The organism is Priestia sp. ABM2_011, assembly GCF_056158845.1.
In genome coordinates, this window is record NZ_JBSWUB010000001.1 from 2,174,857 (window position 1) to 2,190,084 (window position 15,228).

The following is a 15,228-nucleotide window of genomic DNA, read 5'->3' on the forward strand; positions in this document are numbered from 1 at the left end:
GTAAATCAAAAGGTAAGTATATACTTTATTACCATATATTTCATATAACTAAGAGGAGGGAAAGTAATGGGAGACGTAATTCAAAGCCAGCTGAATATATTTTCATCGCAGTCTCAAAGCGTGCAGTCGTTGACTTACGGTTCTGAAACGAGCATTTTAACAGTAAATGCTGAGACGAAAAAAAACAATCAGAAGATGAAAATAGATGGGTTTGCTACAATTGAAGCAAACATTCCTCTTGGATTAACTAGCTATCAATACGGGGTAACACTTAGAGTATATAGAAATTCTCAGCTTTTGTTTTCACAGAATTTACAGCAAGGAGCTGCAGCCGTTCTAACACTATCATTTACTCAGCAAAATGCTCTTTCTTTTACATGGGTAGATACAGTAGCATCAATTGGTACATACACGTACTCAGTCAGAATGGAATTTTTTGTCCGGTCTTCAACTGGGGTGACCGTTCAAACGACTACCCGTGCAATTGCGATTACTACATAAAAACAGCGCCAGAATTCTGGCGCTGTTTTTTTACTGATGCAACACTTTATTTATATAACGTTTACGAAGAGTAAATCCGGGAAACTCCTTAATATAAGTCAAAATGGTAGCTAAACCAGTAGTCGTCCTGCACATTCTTTGTGTTTGAAGCGACAATATGCTCATGACCTTGTTCATCCGTGGCAATCCAGTTATAGTTGATATCCATTTTAATCGGATACATATTGCCTTTTTTAAACAAAATAACGGGGGGAGTTACTTGAACAAACTCGTTTAGTTTTTTAACAACATTTTCTTTACAGCGAATTAGCTCCATGTCTTTTTCTCCTTCGGTGTTATTGCACAATCATATTTTTTGCGTTGTGCACAATATATAATTTAAAATAACAAAGGTAAGTTTAGCACATTTTACAAAAAACAGAGAAATAAAAAGGAGCGATATCGATGAATGAACAAATTTTATTAGCAGAACGCCCAAAGGGAATGCCAACAAAAGATACGTTTAAATACGAAAAAATTGAAATGCCTACAGCGAAAGAAGGCGAGGTACTTGTTCAAACACTTTACCTTTCTGTTGATCCGTATATGAGAGGACGCATGAACGATACAAAATCATATGTTCCTCCATTTGAGCTAAACGCACCGCTTGCAGGCGGCATTGTAGCACGCGTAACGGAATCAAAATCAGATCGCTTTAAAGAAGGCGATATCGTGACAGGTATGCTTCCTTGGAAACGCTATTCAGCCGCAGAAGCAAAAAACTTACAGAAAGTTGATCCAGAGCTAGCGCCAATTACAACGGCTATCGGCGTTCTTGGTATGCCTGGTCTCACAGCTTATTTTGGACTGCTTGAAATCGGTCAGCCAAAAGAAGGCGAAACAGTAGTCGTTTCCGGTGCAGCAGGTGCTGTTGGATCTGTTGTTGGTCAAATCGCTAAAATTAAAGGCGCACGTGTTGTCGGCATCGCAGGTTCTGAAGATAAAATTGCTTATTTAAAAGATGAGCTCGGATTTGATGAAGTGATTAATTATAAAAAAGGAAATGTGAAAGAAGCGTTAGAAGAAGCGTGTCCTAATGGTGTTGACGTTTACTTTGAAAACGTCGGCGGAGAGATTTCAGATGCAGTTGTTAGCTTATTAAATAAATTTGCGCGCATTCCACTTTGCGGCCAAATTTCACTGTATAACTTAGAAAAACAAGATGTTGGACCACGTGTTCAAACACCTTTATTAATTAACAGTGCGCTAATGAAAGGGTTTATCGTAGCCGACTATGCTGACAAATTCCCTGAAGGCATTAAGCAGTTAGGCGAATGGGTGCAGCAAGGGAAAATCAAGTACAGCGAAAACGTTGTAGAAGGTTTTGAAAATGTACCTGAAGCGTTCCTTGGGTTATTCGAAGGAGCAAACTTAGGAAAACAGCTTGTAAAAGTAGCAGAATAAGCGTAAAAAAACCGTGCGGGATCATTTCCGCACGGTTTTTTTACATGGTTGAAGCCGTTTGTTGCTTGGCTTCTTCTTCAATATGTTCACCAGTTCGTTCGATTGGCGAGCGTTTGTGATAGCGTCCAAGCAGTCCTGTCATGATAAAAATACCAATTAACGAATAAAGAACTTGAACTACGCCGAATACCACTGTTGCAGAGCCTACAATCAACACATCTGTCAAAAGCATTGTTTTACCTGGATTAATGCCAAATCTCTTATCAAGAAACACGCATAGCATGTTGATTCCGCCAAGAGAAGAGCCGTGACGAAACAAAAAGATTAGTCCAATGCCGACGATAATGCCGCCCATAACCGCGGCTACAAGCGGATGCGGAAGTGCAAATGAAAAGTTGGCAGCTAATAAATCGGACATCACTGACATCAAGCTAACGCTGATGAAGCTTTTTATCGTAAACTGCAGTCCAATTTGTGTAAGAGCCATAAAATAAAACGGTAGATTGATGATAAAGAACAATACCCCAAATGAAATACCGGTTAAATGCTGCAGCACAATGCCAAGTCCTGCCGTTCCGCCAATAACGAGGTTAGAAGCGGTTAAAAATTGAATTCCGATGGCAACGCATAAGCAGCCAAAGGTAATCCATCCCCATTGTTTTACGTGATTCATATCTCCATCCCCTTTTGTATATTTATACAATACTTTCGATAGAAAACACCGTCTTTTAATTCACAAAATCTATTTTACTATATATCTTTTCAAAAAAAAGCACTTTTGTGAGAGAATCTAACACAAGATAAAAAGTTAGATAATTCAGATTTATTGAGTTCTTCTGGAGCAAATGAGTGATAAGCCGATATGTTTCTAAAAAAAGATTAAAAAGAAAGAATGAGAAAAACGGATTTTGGAAAATGTATAAACAAATATTTGGATAATGGTCAAAAAAAGGGAAGGAATATCAGTTAAAACGAACTATTTTAATTATTAATTAAAATATTATTCGTATTTGTGTTGATTTTTTGTTTGATTGAGGTAATATATAACATTATTAGCATGAAAATATGTAGAGATGGAAGTGGATGCAAAATGAATAAGAAATTATCAGCGTTGACAGGTGTGGCTGTACTTGCTTTTTCGCTTACAGCATGTGCCCCTCAGCAGGAAAAAGAGGTTTCTGCTGAGAAAAAAGAACCCGTTCAAAATCTAGCTGATCAGCAAATTATGGCGGACGCTTGGTACCAGACATCCGGCGAAATGAAAGCTTTGTATTACCAAGGCTATAATACAGGGAAGCTTCGTTTAGATGAGGCGCTTGCAAAAAGTACCGATAAAAAGCCTGCCATTATTTTGGATTTAGATGAGACCGTGCTTGATAATAGCCCATTTCAAGCTTCAGCCATCAAAACGGGTAAAGGATTCCCTTATAAGTGGGATGAATGGGTGCAAGCAGCAAAAGCGAAAGCAGTGCCAGGTGCTGTCGATTTCTTGACGTATGCAGATCAAAAAGGTGTAGATATTTACTACATTTCAGGCCGTACAACTTCTCAGCTTGAGGCAACAATTAAAAACCTAAAGAATTTACATATTCCTCAAGCAACCAAAGACCATGTGCTGTTGACGGGTCCAAAAGACGAAGGAAAAGAAACGCGCCGTCAAAAAGTAGCGACGAATCATAATGTAGTCCTGCTGTTTGGTGATAACTTATCTGATTTTAGCGGCTTTGATAAAAAGTCGATGAACGATCGAAATAAGCTTGTAGAAGAACAAAAAGAAGCATTTGGTCAAAAGCTAATTGTGTTTCCAAATCCAATGTATGGAGATTGGGAAGGAGCTATTTATAACTACGACTACTCAATTTCGGACAAACAAAAAGATAAGCTTCGCCGCGAACAGCTTCAATATTTTAATTAAAAAATAGGTTGAAACATAACGAAATCGCTCCAATCAAAAGGCGAACAAATTGGATACATGAGCTGAACCGCTTGTTACACCGCTGTTGATTTCCGTACAAGACTTCGCTTTCCGCGGGCGGCCGATGAGCCTCCTCGTCGCTTCTCTCCTGCGGGGTCTCATCTATTCCGCTTTTCCCGCAGGAGTCTTCGTCTTGCCCTCCAATCAACAGCTGGTATCACCTGCATTGAATGAAACCTGTGTTCAGCATCACAATAAAAAATCCGAACGAGGTTGATTCTTCATTAAGAATCAACCTCGTTCGGATTTCTCTTCAACTCACATATTGTTGTCCCAGCTTCTTTTAATCTTTTTACTATACCCTATTTAAACGATAGCTTGTCCAAATGATTCTACTTTTTAAGAAAGAAGCCACGGAGCATAAGGAGCTTGCTTCCACTCGTGTTTTAACATGCCATAAATTACAAGATCGTGGTAGTGATCATATAGATATTCACCTTCTCTGCAAATGCCTTCTTCCGTAAAACCTAGACGCGTAGGGATGGCTTTGCTTTTTTCATTATTAACGCCGCAGCGTATTTCGACTCGATGAAGGTTTAACGTATTAAATGCATAATTCAGGCATCCGTGTACGGCTCTTGTCATAATGCCTTTTCCTTGGAAATCATGTCCAATCCAATAGCCGAGACTTGTACTTTTATTTCCCCAATTAATTCCGTGGAAACCAATCATTCCGGCGATTTCTCCGTAGTACCGAATGATCGCCTGGAACCCTTGGTTATTATAGTATTGAGCTCTCCATTCAGGGATGAGTTCATCATAGTCAGCAATACTTTGCATGCTATCTACCCATGGGAGCCATTCTTTTAGGTAAGGTCTTGACTCGTTAATAAGAGAAAGCAAGGGGAAAGCGTCAGTTGATTCAATTAAATGCAAACTAACTTCGTCATCAATTTTGTATTCAAACATACGAAAGCCTCCTGTGATGATGGGCCTGCTGAGATAAGCGTAGCGTGTAGGCAGTTCTAACATCTAGTTTTTCTTTATTCTACCACAAGTAATAGAAGGGAGAACGAGGAAGTTTAGGCTAAACGTAAATAACGCATAAAGTCGATAGGATTTTAATGATTAAAAAAATTAATAATTGAAAGCACTTTTATCAATATTTTTACAGAAAAGAACCATATACAGTGATACAATGGAAGAAGAGATAAGGCGTTGTATGTATACATACTTTCTAACAAACATGATATTGGATTGATAAAAGCAGGTGGTAAAAACATGGATGTACAACTATTAATAACGGTATTTGCACTCGGGTTTTTCGGGTCATTTTTAGCAGGTATGCTTGGAATTGGAGGGTCAGTTGTTTTGTACCCGCTGTTGCTATTTGTTCCGCCTCTTGTAGGAGTGGGAATGTTCAGCGCACACGAAGTAGCTGGTATAGGAGCCGTACAGTCGCTGTTTGCGTCTGTTTCAGGAGCTCTTGCTTACAAAAAGGGCGGCTATTTGAATAAACCGTTAATTTTATATATGGGTATCAGCGTCTTAGTTGGCAGTCTCATTGGTTCGACGCTATCAAACTCGTTTTCAGAAGGAATGATTAATTTCATTTACGGCGTGATGGCAACAATTGCTGCAGGATTAATGTTTATGCCCAAAAAAAATAATCCAGCGGCCGATTCATTCGAAGTGACGTTTTCAAAACCATTGGCAGCAGCCCTGGCGTTTTTAGTTGGAATTTGCGGGGGGATTGTCGGAGCAGGAGGCGCATTTTTACTCGTGCCTATTATGATTACTGTGTTAAAAATTCCCGTGCGCGTAACGATTGCAAGCTCATTAGCCGTGACGTTTATTTCGTCTATGGGAACAACATTCGGTAAAGTGATGACGCATCAAGTTCTTTTGCTTCCGGCGCTTATGATTATTGGAGCAAGCTTACTAGCAGCTCCGATTGGCGCTTTTGTCGGGCAAAAGACGAAGGTAGCGTCGCTGCAAGTGATCTTAGCAGTCGTTATTACGGCGACTTCGTTGAAAATATGGTTTGATTTACTAATGAAATCTATTCATTAAAAAAAGCTGCCTCTTTAAGGGCAGCTTTTTTATTTTGTTGTTGATGCAACAAGGTGAGCGACTAAAATATAGCGTTCAGGTGCTGAACCAACGTAGTTAAATGGATAACAGGTGCTGACGGTTAAAGTGGCTCTAGGTTTTGGCACAATAACGGTCCGGTCATCCGCATCCACAATTCGTACTTTGTTTACTTTGTATGTGAAGGTGCCTGCTGCTGTACTTACCACAAGCGAATCGCCTTCACCCACGTCGCCAAGCTTACGAAAAACCGTATCGCGATGTCCTGATAGAACAGAATTGTCGTTTTGACCAGGCAGCACGCTTCCCGCAAAATGACCGACGCCTTTTTCTAATTCATCTTCGTTCGTACCGTGATAAATTGGCAGCTTCGCGTTTAATTTAGGAATATATAGTTCTCCCATTAAATCACCGATTTTTGGCTGTTTCGGATAAGACACATTTGACACTTTTGGCTTTTTTTCTGAGCTAGCAGTACGAGAGTGTACCGCTTTTTTGGGTTCAACAGAAGAAGCTTCAGCAGAAGAGTCTGCTGTTGATGAGTCCTTGCTTTTAGAGACTGAAGCTGCGGCTGGTTCTTCTGTATCCATTGTTTTAAATGCCAAATAGCCTCTTGCAAATTTATAGGCGTTTGTTGTTGTAAACCAAAGACCAAAGCAGATAACAGCGGCTAAAAGGGAAAGAACAATCAACCGCTTTTTACGATTGATTGTTCTTCTTGTTTTTCTTGGTTCCATTTTATGCGCGTCTCACTTTGCGGAAAAGAACAAAGCCAGCTGCTACAAGCACTAATCCAATTAATGTATTTGTTACATAATTAGAAGCCGTTTCCGGAAGTTTTCCGCCTTTAACGGTTTTTTGTACAGCGCTGTTCGTTTGTTGCTTCTCCGGTTCTTGTTTCTTTTCCACTGCTGGTTTTTGCGCTTGAGCTGGTTTTGCTACAGCTTCAGCAGATTTTTCTACTTCTTTTCCTGTGTCTGTGATGATATCAGAATTAAACATATCGCCTGTGATCACCATGTCTGCTAAAAATTTACCGTCTGTTGTATAAAGAGAAATTTTTAGACTTGCATTTTTTAATTCTTCTAAGTTGATTAAATCAGTAAGAGAAAGCGATCTTTCATTTCCACCTTGTACAAGTGAAAATTTAGCGTCTAAATGGAAGATTGTTAGCATTTCTTTATAAATAGACATTAATTCAGCGATTTGATCAGCAGATAATTCTGTTGCTGTATCAAAATCTTCGAATGCCGCTAAGCGCTCGCCTAATTGATCTAAGCGGTTAAGCGTTGCTTCATTTGAAAGCTCATCTTCTAACGATGTAAAATGTGCTTCAATTCGATTTAACTCTTCTGAAGTTAAGCCTAATTCAGACTGCATAAATGATAGTAAGCCGCTTAAATCTTCTTCACTTAATTCATCATCGTAAGAAGTGTCTTCTTCGTCATATGACTCATCATCTTCATACCAGTCATCGCCTTCTAGATAGAAGCCGACATCATCGTATAAATCATCTAGGTACACATAATCGTCTAAGCTTTGGCCGTTCTCTTTTAATAACGCATTTAAGCTTGTTTTGTCTAAGTCAAAATCTGCATACACATCTTGCACGTTATGTAAGTCAGCTGCAATCGGTTCACCTAACAAATCTTCTAAATCTGCGATTGTATCGTAGTTTTCAAGACTATCGTCATACAGTGAAAGTGAATATTCAACGTCGTCTTTGGTTACTTCAAAACCTCGCGTTTGGCTTACCGATTTTAAATATTTGTTGAAGTCTGCGTCAAATGTTGACGCGGCTGCGAATGAAGACGTTGGAAATACGCCAACAAACAGCAGAAATGATAATAAAATTGTCCCCAGTTTTTTCATCAATTTTCTCCTTTTTTTTACGTTTTCTACAAGATTATATAGTAAGAGTTATAAATTTACAATATATACTTATATTATATATACCTTGAATATAGTGGTAATTTAAGGTATTTATAGAACTATATATTTTGAGAATACCATATGGAAGGGAGCGGAAAGACCTAGGTAGAAAAAAGGGGAAAATAAAGAAAAAGGTTTATAATTTTTTTGACAAAGCAGAAATATAAAGAAACATCAAAAAAGAACAGCACTTAGAAGCTGTTCTTTTTGAAATGATATGTAAGCATTAGCATAGATAGTTGAAATTCGATACCGTTCCGCTTTAGAAAAAGGTGGCTACGAGTTATGATTTTAGTAAGGATAGTGAAGAAAAGTGAGAGCGCGGTTTTGTCAGCTCTATTTTGATTCCTTTTAGTCTTAAACGTTCTACAAACTGTTTGCGTTTTTTTCGCTTTTCATGCGGGGATTGATTCATATTCGCCTCATCCTCCATATTTAGTCAAGTAGCTAACATATCATTATCATAATCAAAAGATGACGGTTACACAATAAACATTCTCAAATATTCACAAAGATTTAAAATTTGTTACATTGATAGTGTACATGTACCCCATTCTCTTTTTTTATAACATCTCAATGTGCTGTTTTTAAATTGAAGTTTTATGAATTCCGTCGCAGAATAAAAAAACATGATCAAAATGAGCACGCAGACTTTTATATTTTGATTCATGGTGCTTAAAAGCTATACTAGTAGTGCGTATAGAAAAGACGAAAACGAGATTGGATATCTCATCTATTCGTATACAAAAAAGAAAGAGGGATCTTGATGAAAACAGAACAGCAGTATTTTGAAGAAGGAAAATCAATTCAAACATATATGAACGACATGAGTACATTAAAAGAGGAAAGTTTAGCTGTTTATGAACAATTTCAGCTTCCTAAAGATGGACTGGCTGACAAATTAAAAGCTCACAATCTTCACTTCTTAGCGATTACTGAAGATTGGTGCGGAGATGCGATGATGATTAACCCAATCATTCGTAAAGTAGCTGAAGCTGCCGGTATCGATGTGCGTGTTGCACTGCGCGATGCGGACACCGAATTAATTGATCGTCACTTAACAAACGGCGGCCGTGCTATTCCGATTATTTTAATTTTTAATAATGAAGGAAATTTACTAGGTAAATGGGGTCCTCGTGCTCCTGAAGTTCAGCAAATCGTGGATGAGCTTCGCGCCGAACTTCCTTCAAAAGAAGATCCTTCGTTTGAAGAAAAGCAAAAAGAAGTCTTTTCTGCGTTACGAACAAGATATAAAGAAGAACCGGCTCTCTGGTCGTATGTTTATAACAGCTTCAAAGAAACAGTGTTAGCTGTTGTAAAATAATTTAAAAAAGCAGGGTAAAATGAGCGCTTCATTTTACCCTGCTTTTTTTCTGGTTATTGCAGCAAAATCGTTTGTATATCACTTTAATGAAAAGGCTGTTTTTATAAATGTTAGTGTTCAGAACGCGTACTTTTAATTGGTAAAACGCAAAAAATTCTAAAAATAAAAATATTTTTTATTCAAAACGCGTACTTTTTTAACTTGATGATGATATAATAGCAAATAATAAATGAAGAAGGGGGACGCGTGAATGAATGTAAAAGCTTTTGGTTAGTACTTTTAAGCAGCATTTTTAGAGATCAAAATGAATTTTATTTTTTAAATTTAATGAAAGCGCTTAATAACTCACTTCTCAGAATATATAGAAGAAAGGTGTTAGATACATGAATAACTTACATAGAAAAATGGGAACGTTTTCTCTCATGATGGTCGGCCTTGGATCTATTATTGGATCAGGATGGCTGTTTGGGGCATGGAGAGCTGCTCAAATTGCAGGCCCTGCAGCAATTGCTTCTTGGATTATTGGAATGGTTGTTATTTTATTTATAGCTCTTTCTTACAGTGAACTAGGATCGATGTTTCCAGAAGCAGGAGGTATGGTTAAGTATACGCAGTACTCACACGGCTCATTTCTTGGCTTTATTGCGGCTTGGGCAAACTGGATTGCCATTGTATCCGTTATTCCTGTTGAAGCGGTTGCCTCTGTTCAGTACATGAGTTCATGGCCGTGGGAGTGGGCGAAATGGACAGGCAGTTTAGTAGAAAACGGGATTCTTACTGGAAAAGGCTTGGCTATTGCTACAGGGCTATTAATCATTTATTTTCTTTTAAATTATTGGACGGTAGGCTTATTTTCGAAAGCTAACTCACTTATTACCGTTTTTAAAATTGTGATTCCAGGGCTTACAATTGGTGCTCTTTTATTTGCAGGATTTCACGGCGGAAACTTTTCCTCTGCAGGAGGCGTTGCTCCAAATGGATGGGCAAGCGTGTTGACAGCTGTTGCTACGTCTGGGATTGTGTTTGCTTTTAACGGTTTTCAAAGCCCTATTAACATGGCGGGAGAAGCGAAAAATCCGGGACGCTCTATTCCAATTGCCGTGGTAGGATCCATTTTGATTGCAACCGTGATCTATGTATTGCTTCAAATTGCGTTTATTGGAGCGGTAAATCCTTCAGAAATCGTAAAAGGATGGAGTCATCTGAACTTTAATTCGCCGTTTGCCGATTTAGCGATTGCACTAAATATTAACTGGCTTGTTATTGTTTTATATGCCGATGCGTTTGTATCGCCATCAGGAACAGGTATTACGTATACAGCTACCACGTCACGCATGATTTATGGTATGGAAAAAAATAAATACTTGCCGAATATACTAGGACGAGTTCATCCGCTTTACGGCGTTCCTCGTCAAGCCATGTTTTTTAATCTATTTGTCTCATTCATCTTTTTATTTTTATTTAGAGGCTGGGGAATTTTAGCCGAAATTATTTCTGTAGCTACGTTAATTTCATATCTTACTGGTCCTATCACAGCTATGACGTTAAGAAAAACGGGGACCGATCTTTATAGACCTTTACGTATAAAAGGGTTAAATGTAATAGCGCCTCTTGGCTTTATTTTTGCTTCACTTACTCTTTACTGGGCGAGATGGCCGTTAACTGGACAGGTATTATTTATTATTTTAATTGGTTTGCCAATTTATTTTTATTATCAAGCAAAATCAAAATGGAAAGGCTTTGGTCAAAACTTCCGAGCTGGCGTTTGGATGATTGTCTACTTATTATGTATGATGACAATCTCCTGGATAGGAAGTGAAAAATTCGGGGGACTCAATATTATTAAATACGGCTGGGATATGGGACTTATTGCAATTGTTGCACTTTTCTTTTATGCTTGGGCACTTAAAAGCGGGTACAAAACAGAGTATTTAAAAGAAGCAATTCATGTTAATAATGAAATGAAAGAAGCGGAAGCACAGTCTGCCTCGGCTAAAGAACAAATCATGGAAAAACAAATTAAATAAGTAGTAAAAATAAGGCTGGGACAAAAGTATTTCAGTTAAAGTCAAATACGAACTATTAATTATTTTTTAATTGGTAGTTCGTGTTTTTTGTTGTTATGTTGAAGATAGATTTCATGTTTTCAATTGCTTCTAGCAGTTGATTGGAGGACAAGGCGAAGACTCCTGCGGGAAAAGCGGAACAGATGAGACCCCGCAGGAGCGTAAGCGACGAGGAGGCTCAGCGGCCGCCCGCGGAAAGCGAAGCCTTGCACGGAAATCAACAGCGGTGTAACAAGCAGCTCAGCTCATGTATACAATTTATTCGTCTTTAGATTAGATTGATTTAGTTATGTCCCAGCCTTTTTTATGGATAAATTTTCTTTTTTTGAATACTAGATAGTAAAAAATGCTATAATGGTTGGCAAAATCATGCAGGGGGAGAACGACTTATGGATATCGTATCAATCACTTCTTTTTTAGGTGTCGCCGCTTTGCTTACGGTTATGCCTGGTCCTGATAACTTATTTGTTTTAGCACAAAGCATATCAAACGGTAAACACGCAGGGATTTCGACTTCATTAGGTCTTTGCACGGGCTTGCTTGGTCATATAGCAGCGGCAACGTTGGGTCTGTCGGCTATTATTTATCAATCAGCTTTAGCATTTGCTATTGTCAAATACGCTGGGGCAGCTTATTTATTATATCTGGCTTATAAGACGTTTACAGCCAAAGATTCCGCTCTCGCTGTTGAAAATAAAGAAGCCATTGAGTACAAGGTGCTATATAAAAAAGGAGTGATTATGAACCTGCTAAATCCAAAAGTTTCGCTTTTTTTTCTTGCTCTTTTACCTCAGTTTGTTAATCATTCAACCGGACACACCACGCAGCAAATGCTTGTTTATGGAGCTGTGTTTTTAGTTCAAGCGCTGATTATCTTTACGTTAATTAGTCTATTTGCAGGGAAAGTAGGGGAGTTTTTGCGAAAATCTCCGGCGCTGTCTAAGCGGCTTAATCTCGTGCAAGGCTCTATCTTTACACTTATTGGCTTAAAAATTGCTTTTAGTGAGAAATAGCAGAAGATAAGATGGCGAACCTGCTTTTTATCTCTATTAAGAGGCGTGGACATAGGTTAGTTAAAGGGAAATCCGAACGATAAATCCAATTCGTTCGGATTTTTTATGTTTATGGTAAAATCCAGTTTTTTAAGTTATTGTTCTCTAACCTTTAAGAGGACGAACCCTTCTTGTCCACTTACATATATATATAAAATGAGAGATAAAACATCGGACAAAGCCGGTGTTAACCCCAAGTTCTTTCATATTATGGCTGAAAGGAAAGGTTCACATGAAAAAAGTATGGCTAGATGCAGGGCACGGCGGTACAGATTCAGGCGCTTTAGGAAATAATTTGCGTGAAAAAGATATTACGCTGCAGCTTGTACTACACGCGCGGGCGTATTTAGAGCATAACTATTTAGTAGATGTTCAAGTAACTCGTTCAACCGATGTGTTCGTTTCATTATCAGATCGAGCGAACCGAGCTAATGCATGGGGAGCAGATATATTTGTTTCGATGCACATTAATGCCGGCGGAGGTACTGGATTTGAAACGTATCGCTATCCATCACAAGAGGGAAGTCAATCTTCTCTTTTACAAAAAGAGCTTCATGCAGAGATTTTACCAACCATGCGCAAATTTGGAACGATTGCAGATCGCGGTTTAAAAACAGCTAATTATGCTGTCCTGCGTGAAACAAATATGCCTGCTGTTTTAACTGAAAACTTGTTTATCGATACAACAGCCGACGCTGAAAAATTAAAAAACGCGACGTTTCTTCGTGAAGTGGGAGAAGCACACGCGCGTGGAATTGCTGCGTATTTAAACTTACCTTCTACTAGCGTTACATTCTATATCATTCAATCTGGAGATACGTTTTATAGCATTGCAAAGAAGTATAATATCACCGTTCAGCAGCTGCAGGATGCAAATCCCGGCGTAGATCCTACCAAACTGCAAATTGGGCAGCAGATTGTTTTTCCTGTCACTACGTATACTGTACAAGCAGGAGATACGTTCTATAGCATTGCAAAGAAGTATAATATGACTGTTCAGCAGCTGCAGGATGCAAATCCCAGCGTAGATCCTACCAAACTGCAAATTGGGCAGCAAATCATCATTCCCGCTGTTTAATATCTGTAAATAAAAAAGATGACACGCTTCCGTGTCATCTTTTTTATTATTGAACTAATCTTACAAGCATATGGGCAAGGTGATGCTGTTGCTCTTCGTTTCCAACCTTCCACAGTTCGTGAAGCAGGTTTTCCTCTCGGTTGCGCGGCTCTTCATGCTTAGCGAGATAATCAGCTACTTTCTGAGCTGTTTTAGCAAGCTGTTCCTCATTCATCCCTAACTTTTCACCTTTTGAGACCTTGTCCCCTAGATAACTTTTAAATCCTTCGAAGCTAGAGAGAATATCCTCTTTTTTCTCCTCGCTCATAGAATTAATGGCTCCTTCAACTTTTGCTGAATGATTTGTTTCTACAGAATTACTCATAGTTTTTTTCTCCTCTCATGGTTATATTTGGGTGTTAGAAAGCATATTCCCCGAGCATTCAGTAAATAAACGTCCAAATGTGTTATTTTTACATTATGGCGTTTTATAAGGACTTAAAAGGGGAGGTCAAACGAGATTTTACCAACAAATAATAAAATGACAAAAAGACTTTGGATGAAGAGACCAAAGTCTTTTACTAATTTTTATGCTGAAGCATCATACCTCGGGCGTAGGAGTAGGCTTGGCATAGCCTTCCTTATATTTATGATCAATTTCTTGACGAATGTCTTCGATGCTTTTGCCTTTGCTGTAGTCTACTACAGCTTGAGCCGCTATTTCTAAGCAGACACCGCATTTTGTTCCGTGATCATCCCACGTTACTGCGCCGTTTTCTTTGTTTTCAAAGATAAAACAGTCGTAGTTGTTTTGATGATTAGCTTCTTCTCCACATCCGCAGTAGCAAGGAATGTTTTCTAGTAAGGTTTGGTGCTTAGCAGCGGCTGCATAAATAAGTTGCATATCTTCGGGCTTGTCACTCAGAAAGGAAGGGAGAGTTTCACTATTTTTTGTTTCTTCTCGTTTATCCCCTAATGTGTGCGGCTGATGTTCTTCATGGTGTGTTGTTTCTGTCTGTTTGTTAGCTGAACTTTCTTTACTTTCGTTTCCACAGCCGGACACCATGCCTGCTGCAAGGACAACTGGTATGACCTTTGATTTCATCATCAAAATGTTCATCCTTTCTTCAATTAAAGATAGAAAATAATATGTACATCCATCACGTTAAAAAGACATCATTCGTCTTTGAAGTCATTCATCAACTTTCTGCAAAATAATTTTCCGATACATACCTTTCAACATGACGCTTGAATTTTCCTTCAAGATAAGCTGATCCGGGCTTGCTTCAAGCATATGTTCAAAAGAGAGGCCAATATCCGTTCCTAGTAATTTTACGAAGAGGCGGAATATTTTTTTAGGAAAAGCCGCGGATTTCTTTTTGGTTTCAAATTTATCAAAAATCAGGATCGTTCCCTTAGGCTTTACTACTCTGGTCATTTCTTTTAAAGCTTGCTTTGCATCAGGTACTACGCTAAGAATCAAGCTTGCTACAACAACATCAAACGAAAAAGAGTCGAATGTTAGCTGCTGAGCGTCCATTTGGTGGAAAGTTATAGACGGGTTTTTGTATTTATCTTTTGCTTTTTGAAGCATTTCACTGGAATAGTCGATGGCTGTTACATTTACTTGATGAGGAATAAAAGCTAAATCGGCACCCGTTCCAACACCTACAAATAAAATGCGCTGCTCAGACGAAAAGGGGACATCTTGAAAGACTTTTTTTCTGGCTCGATAAAACATCCCGTTATTAAAAAAGACATCATAAAAAGGGGCCCAGCACTTATAAATAAATTGGTTCCAGCGGTTATTCACGTAAACCCTCCTAAAAAATAAGCTTTCCAATGCA

The 15,228-nt window shown here is 38.6% G+C and carries 19 protein-coding genes; 9 read left to right on the plus strand and 10 right to left on the minus strand.

Annotated features, from left to right (window positions below; all coding sequences use genetic code 11):
- The first annotated feature begins 66 nt into the window (after positions 1 to 66).
- Positions 67 to 501, plus strand: coding sequence for a hypothetical protein (locus tag ACXAE4_RS11780; RefSeq protein ID WP_028414441.1), 435 nt, complete (start codon positions 67 to 69; stop codon positions 499 to 501).
- Between the two features lie 88 nt (positions 502 to 589).
- Here the strand turns inward: ACXAE4_RS11780 and ACXAE4_RS11785 are convergent, their stop codons facing one another.
- The gene (locus tag ACXAE4_RS11785) at positions 590 to 817 is read right to left on the minus strand and encodes a hypothetical protein (RefSeq protein WP_028414440.1); all 228 of its coding nucleotides are present in this window, start codon (positions 815 to 817) and stop codon (positions 590 to 592) included.
- Between the two features lie 128 nt (positions 818 to 945).
- On the opposite strand from ACXAE4_RS11785, the gene ACXAE4_RS11790 reads away from it, so the two are divergent.
- Entirely contained in the window at positions 946 to 1,944 is a 999-nt protein-coding gene (locus tag ACXAE4_RS11790; protein WP_014459317.1) for an NADP-dependent oxidoreductase, read from the plus strand.
- A gap of 40 nt (positions 1,945 to 1,984) precedes the next feature.
- On the opposite strand, the gene ACXAE4_RS11795 is transcribed toward ACXAE4_RS11790, so the two are convergent.
- Positions 1,985 to 2,617 (minus strand): YitT family protein, encoded by a 633-nt coding sequence (locus ACXAE4_RS11795; protein ID WP_028414439.1) that lies wholly within the window; start codon positions 2,615 to 2,617, stop codon positions 1,985 to 1,987.
- A gap of 417 nt (positions 2,618 to 3,034) precedes the next feature.
- On the opposite strand from ACXAE4_RS11795, the gene ACXAE4_RS11800 reads away from it, so the two are divergent.
- Positions 3,035 to 3,859 carry a 5'-nucleotidase, lipoprotein e(P4) family gene (locus tag ACXAE4_RS11800; RefSeq protein ID WP_028414438.1) on the plus strand — a complete coding sequence of 275 codons (825 nt, stop codon included), beginning with the start codon at positions 3,035 to 3,037 and terminating at the stop codon, positions 3,857 to 3,859.
- Here the strand turns inward: ACXAE4_RS11800 and ACXAE4_RS11805 are convergent.
- Positions 3,852 to 4,067, minus strand: coding sequence for a hypothetical protein (locus ACXAE4_RS11805; RefSeq protein ID WP_165573214.1), 216 nt, complete (start codon positions 4,065 to 4,067; stop codon positions 3,852 to 3,854). The genes ACXAE4_RS11800 and ACXAE4_RS11805 overlap by 8 nt on opposite strands.
- Before the next feature lie 191 nt (positions 4,068 to 4,258).
- Positions 4,259 to 4,828 carry a GNAT family N-acetyltransferase gene (locus tag ACXAE4_RS11810; RefSeq protein WP_013083913.1) on the minus strand — a complete coding sequence of 190 codons (570 nt, stop codon included), beginning with the start codon at positions 4,826 to 4,828 and terminating at the stop codon, positions 4,259 to 4,261.
- 312 nt (positions 4,829 to 5,140) lie between these two features.
- On the opposite strand from ACXAE4_RS11810, the gene ACXAE4_RS11815 reads away from it, so the two are divergent.
- Positions 5,141 to 5,932: a sulfite exporter TauE/SafE family protein gene (locus ACXAE4_RS11815; RefSeq protein ID WP_028414437.1), complete on the plus strand. Its 792-nt coding sequence runs from the start codon at positions 5,141 to 5,143 to the stop codon at positions 5,930 to 5,932.
- Between the two features lie 29 nt (positions 5,933 to 5,961).
- Here the strand turns inward: ACXAE4_RS11815 and ACXAE4_RS11820 are convergent, their stop codons facing one another.
- The 3 genes from ACXAE4_RS11820 to ACXAE4_RS11830 all read right to left on the minus strand — a co-directional run bounded on the left by ACXAE4_RS11820 (position 5,962) and on the right by ACXAE4_RS11830 (position 8,297).
- Complete coding sequence (locus ACXAE4_RS11820; RefSeq protein ID WP_028414436.1) at positions 5,962 to 6,687, minus strand: class D sortase; 726 nt, start codon at positions 6,685 to 6,687, stop codon at positions 5,962 to 5,964.
- A gap of 1 nt (position 6,688) precedes the next feature.
- Positions 6,689 to 7,822 (minus strand): processed acidic surface protein, encoded by a 1,134-nt coding sequence (locus ACXAE4_RS11825; RefSeq protein WP_289578022.1) that lies wholly within the window; start codon positions 7,820 to 7,822, stop codon positions 6,689 to 6,691.
- 343 nt (positions 7,823 to 8,165) lie between these two features.
- Entirely contained in the window at positions 8,166 to 8,297 is a 132-nt protein-coding gene (locus ACXAE4_RS11830) for a hypothetical protein (RefSeq protein ID WP_013057845.1), read from the minus strand.
- A 351-nt stretch (positions 8,298 to 8,648) separates the two neighbouring features.
- On the opposite strand from ACXAE4_RS11830, the gene ACXAE4_RS11835 reads away from it, so the two are divergent.
- The 5 genes from ACXAE4_RS11835 to ACXAE4_RS11855 all read left to right on the plus strand — a co-directional run bounded on the left by ACXAE4_RS11835 (position 8,649) and on the right by ACXAE4_RS11855 (position 13,402).
- On the plus strand, positions 8,649 to 9,206 hold the full coding sequence (locus ACXAE4_RS11835; RefSeq protein ID WP_033580554.1) for a thioredoxin family protein: 558 nt from the start codon (positions 8,649 to 8,651) through the stop codon (positions 9,204 to 9,206).
- 383 nt (positions 9,207 to 9,589) lie between these two features.
- Positions 9,590 to 11,233, plus strand: a complete 1,644-nt coding sequence (locus tag ACXAE4_RS11840; RefSeq protein ID WP_028414433.1) for an APC family permease — start codon at positions 9,590 to 9,592, stop codon at positions 11,231 to 11,233.
- A 136-nt stretch (positions 11,234 to 11,369) separates the two neighbouring features.
- Positions 11,370 to 11,504, plus strand: coding sequence for a hypothetical protein (locus tag ACXAE4_RS11845; protein WP_255219779.1), 135 nt, complete (start codon positions 11,370 to 11,372; stop codon positions 11,502 to 11,504).
- 157 nt (positions 11,505 to 11,661) lie between these two features.
- On the plus strand, positions 11,662 to 12,285 hold the full coding sequence (locus ACXAE4_RS11850) for a LysE family translocator (RefSeq protein WP_028414432.1): 624 nt from the start codon (positions 11,662 to 11,664) through the stop codon (positions 12,283 to 12,285).
- 271 nt (positions 12,286 to 12,556) lie between these two features.
- Complete coding sequence (locus tag ACXAE4_RS11855) at positions 12,557 to 13,402, plus strand: N-acetylmuramoyl-L-alanine amidase (protein ID WP_028414431.1); 846 nt, start codon at positions 12,557 to 12,559, stop codon at positions 13,400 to 13,402.
- A 46-nt stretch (positions 13,403 to 13,448) separates the two neighbouring features.
- On the opposite strand, the gene ACXAE4_RS11860 is transcribed toward ACXAE4_RS11855, so the two are convergent.
- The 3 genes from ACXAE4_RS11860 to ACXAE4_RS11870 all read right to left on the minus strand — a co-directional run bounded on the left by ACXAE4_RS11860 (position 13,449) and on the right by ACXAE4_RS11870 (position 15,194).
- Positions 13,449 to 13,766, minus strand: coding sequence for a DUF3243 domain-containing protein (locus ACXAE4_RS11860; protein WP_014459329.1), 318 nt, complete (start codon positions 13,764 to 13,766; stop codon positions 13,449 to 13,451).
- Between the two features lie 216 nt (positions 13,767 to 13,982).
- On the minus strand, positions 13,983 to 14,489 hold the full coding sequence (locus tag ACXAE4_RS11865; RefSeq protein WP_205664189.1) for a PCYCGC motif-containing (lipo)protein: 507 nt from the start codon (positions 14,487 to 14,489) through the stop codon (positions 13,983 to 13,985).
- Positions 14,490 to 14,573: 84 nt separating this feature from the next.
- Entirely contained in the window at positions 14,574 to 15,194 is a 621-nt protein-coding gene (locus ACXAE4_RS11870) for a class I SAM-dependent methyltransferase (protein WP_154973741.1), read from the minus strand.
- Positions 15,195 to 15,228 lie beyond the last annotated feature (34 nt).

What these genes read in the sequence shown, in the direction of transcription:
- ACXAE4_RS11835 (WP_033580554.1), top strand. Translation starts at nt 8,649, where the DNA reads ATGAAAACAGAACAGCAGTATTTTGAAGAAGGAAAATCAATTCAAACA.
- ACXAE4_RS11840 (WP_028414433.1), top strand. Translation starts at nt 9,590, where the DNA reads ATGAATAACTTACATAGAAAAATGGGAACGTTTTCTCTCATGATGGTC.
- ACXAE4_RS11810 (WP_013083913.1), bottom strand. Translation starts at nt 4,828, where the DNA reads ATGTTTGAATACAAAATTGATGACGAAGTTAGTTTGCATTTAATTGAA.
- ACXAE4_RS11795 (WP_028414439.1), bottom strand. Translation starts at nt 2,617, where the DNA reads ATGAATCACGTAAAACAATGGGGATGGATTACCTTTGGCTGCTTATGC.
- ACXAE4_RS11865 (WP_205664189.1), bottom strand. Translation starts at nt 14,489, where the DNA reads ATGATGAAATCAAAGGTCATACCAGTTGTCCTTGCAGCAGGCATGGTG.
- ACXAE4_RS11860 (WP_014459329.1), bottom strand. Translation starts at nt 13,766, where the DNA reads ATGAGTAATTCTGTAGAAACAAATCATTCAGCAAAAGTTGAAGGAGCC.
- ACXAE4_RS11780 (WP_028414441.1), top strand. Translation starts at nt 67, where the DNA reads ATGGGAGACGTAATTCAAAGCCAGCTGAATATATTTTCATCGCAGTCT.
- ACXAE4_RS11790 (WP_014459317.1), top strand. Translation starts at nt 946, where the DNA reads ATGAATGAACAAATTTTATTAGCAGAACGCCCAAAGGGAATGCCAACA.
- ACXAE4_RS11825 (WP_289578022.1), bottom strand. Translation starts at nt 7,822, where the DNA reads ATGAAAAAACTGGGGACAATTTTATTATCATTTCTGCTGTTTGTTGGC.
- ACXAE4_RS11800 (WP_028414438.1), top strand. Translation starts at nt 3,035, where the DNA reads ATGAATAAGAAATTATCAGCGTTGACAGGTGTGGCTGTACTTGCTTTT.
- ACXAE4_RS11820 (WP_028414436.1), bottom strand. Translation starts at nt 6,687, where the DNA reads ATGGAACCAAGAAAAACAAGAAGAACAATCAATCGTAAAAAGCGGTTG.
- ACXAE4_RS11855 (WP_028414431.1), top strand. Translation starts at nt 12,557, where the DNA reads ATGAAAAAAGTATGGCTAGATGCAGGGCACGGCGGTACAGATTCAGGC.
- ACXAE4_RS11815 (WP_028414437.1), top strand. Translation starts at nt 5,141, where the DNA reads ATGGATGTACAACTATTAATAACGGTATTTGCACTCGGGTTTTTCGGG.
- ACXAE4_RS11850 (WP_028414432.1), top strand. Translation starts at nt 11,662, where the DNA reads ATGGATATCGTATCAATCACTTCTTTTTTAGGTGTCGCCGCTTTGCTT.
- ACXAE4_RS11830 (WP_013057845.1), bottom strand. Translation starts at nt 8,297, where the DNA reads ATGAATCAATCCCCGCATGAAAAGCGAAAAAAACGCAAACAGTTTGTA.
- ACXAE4_RS11785 (WP_028414440.1), bottom strand. Translation starts at nt 817, where the DNA reads ATGGAGCTAATTCGCTGTAAAGAAAATGTTGTTAAAAAACTAAACGAG.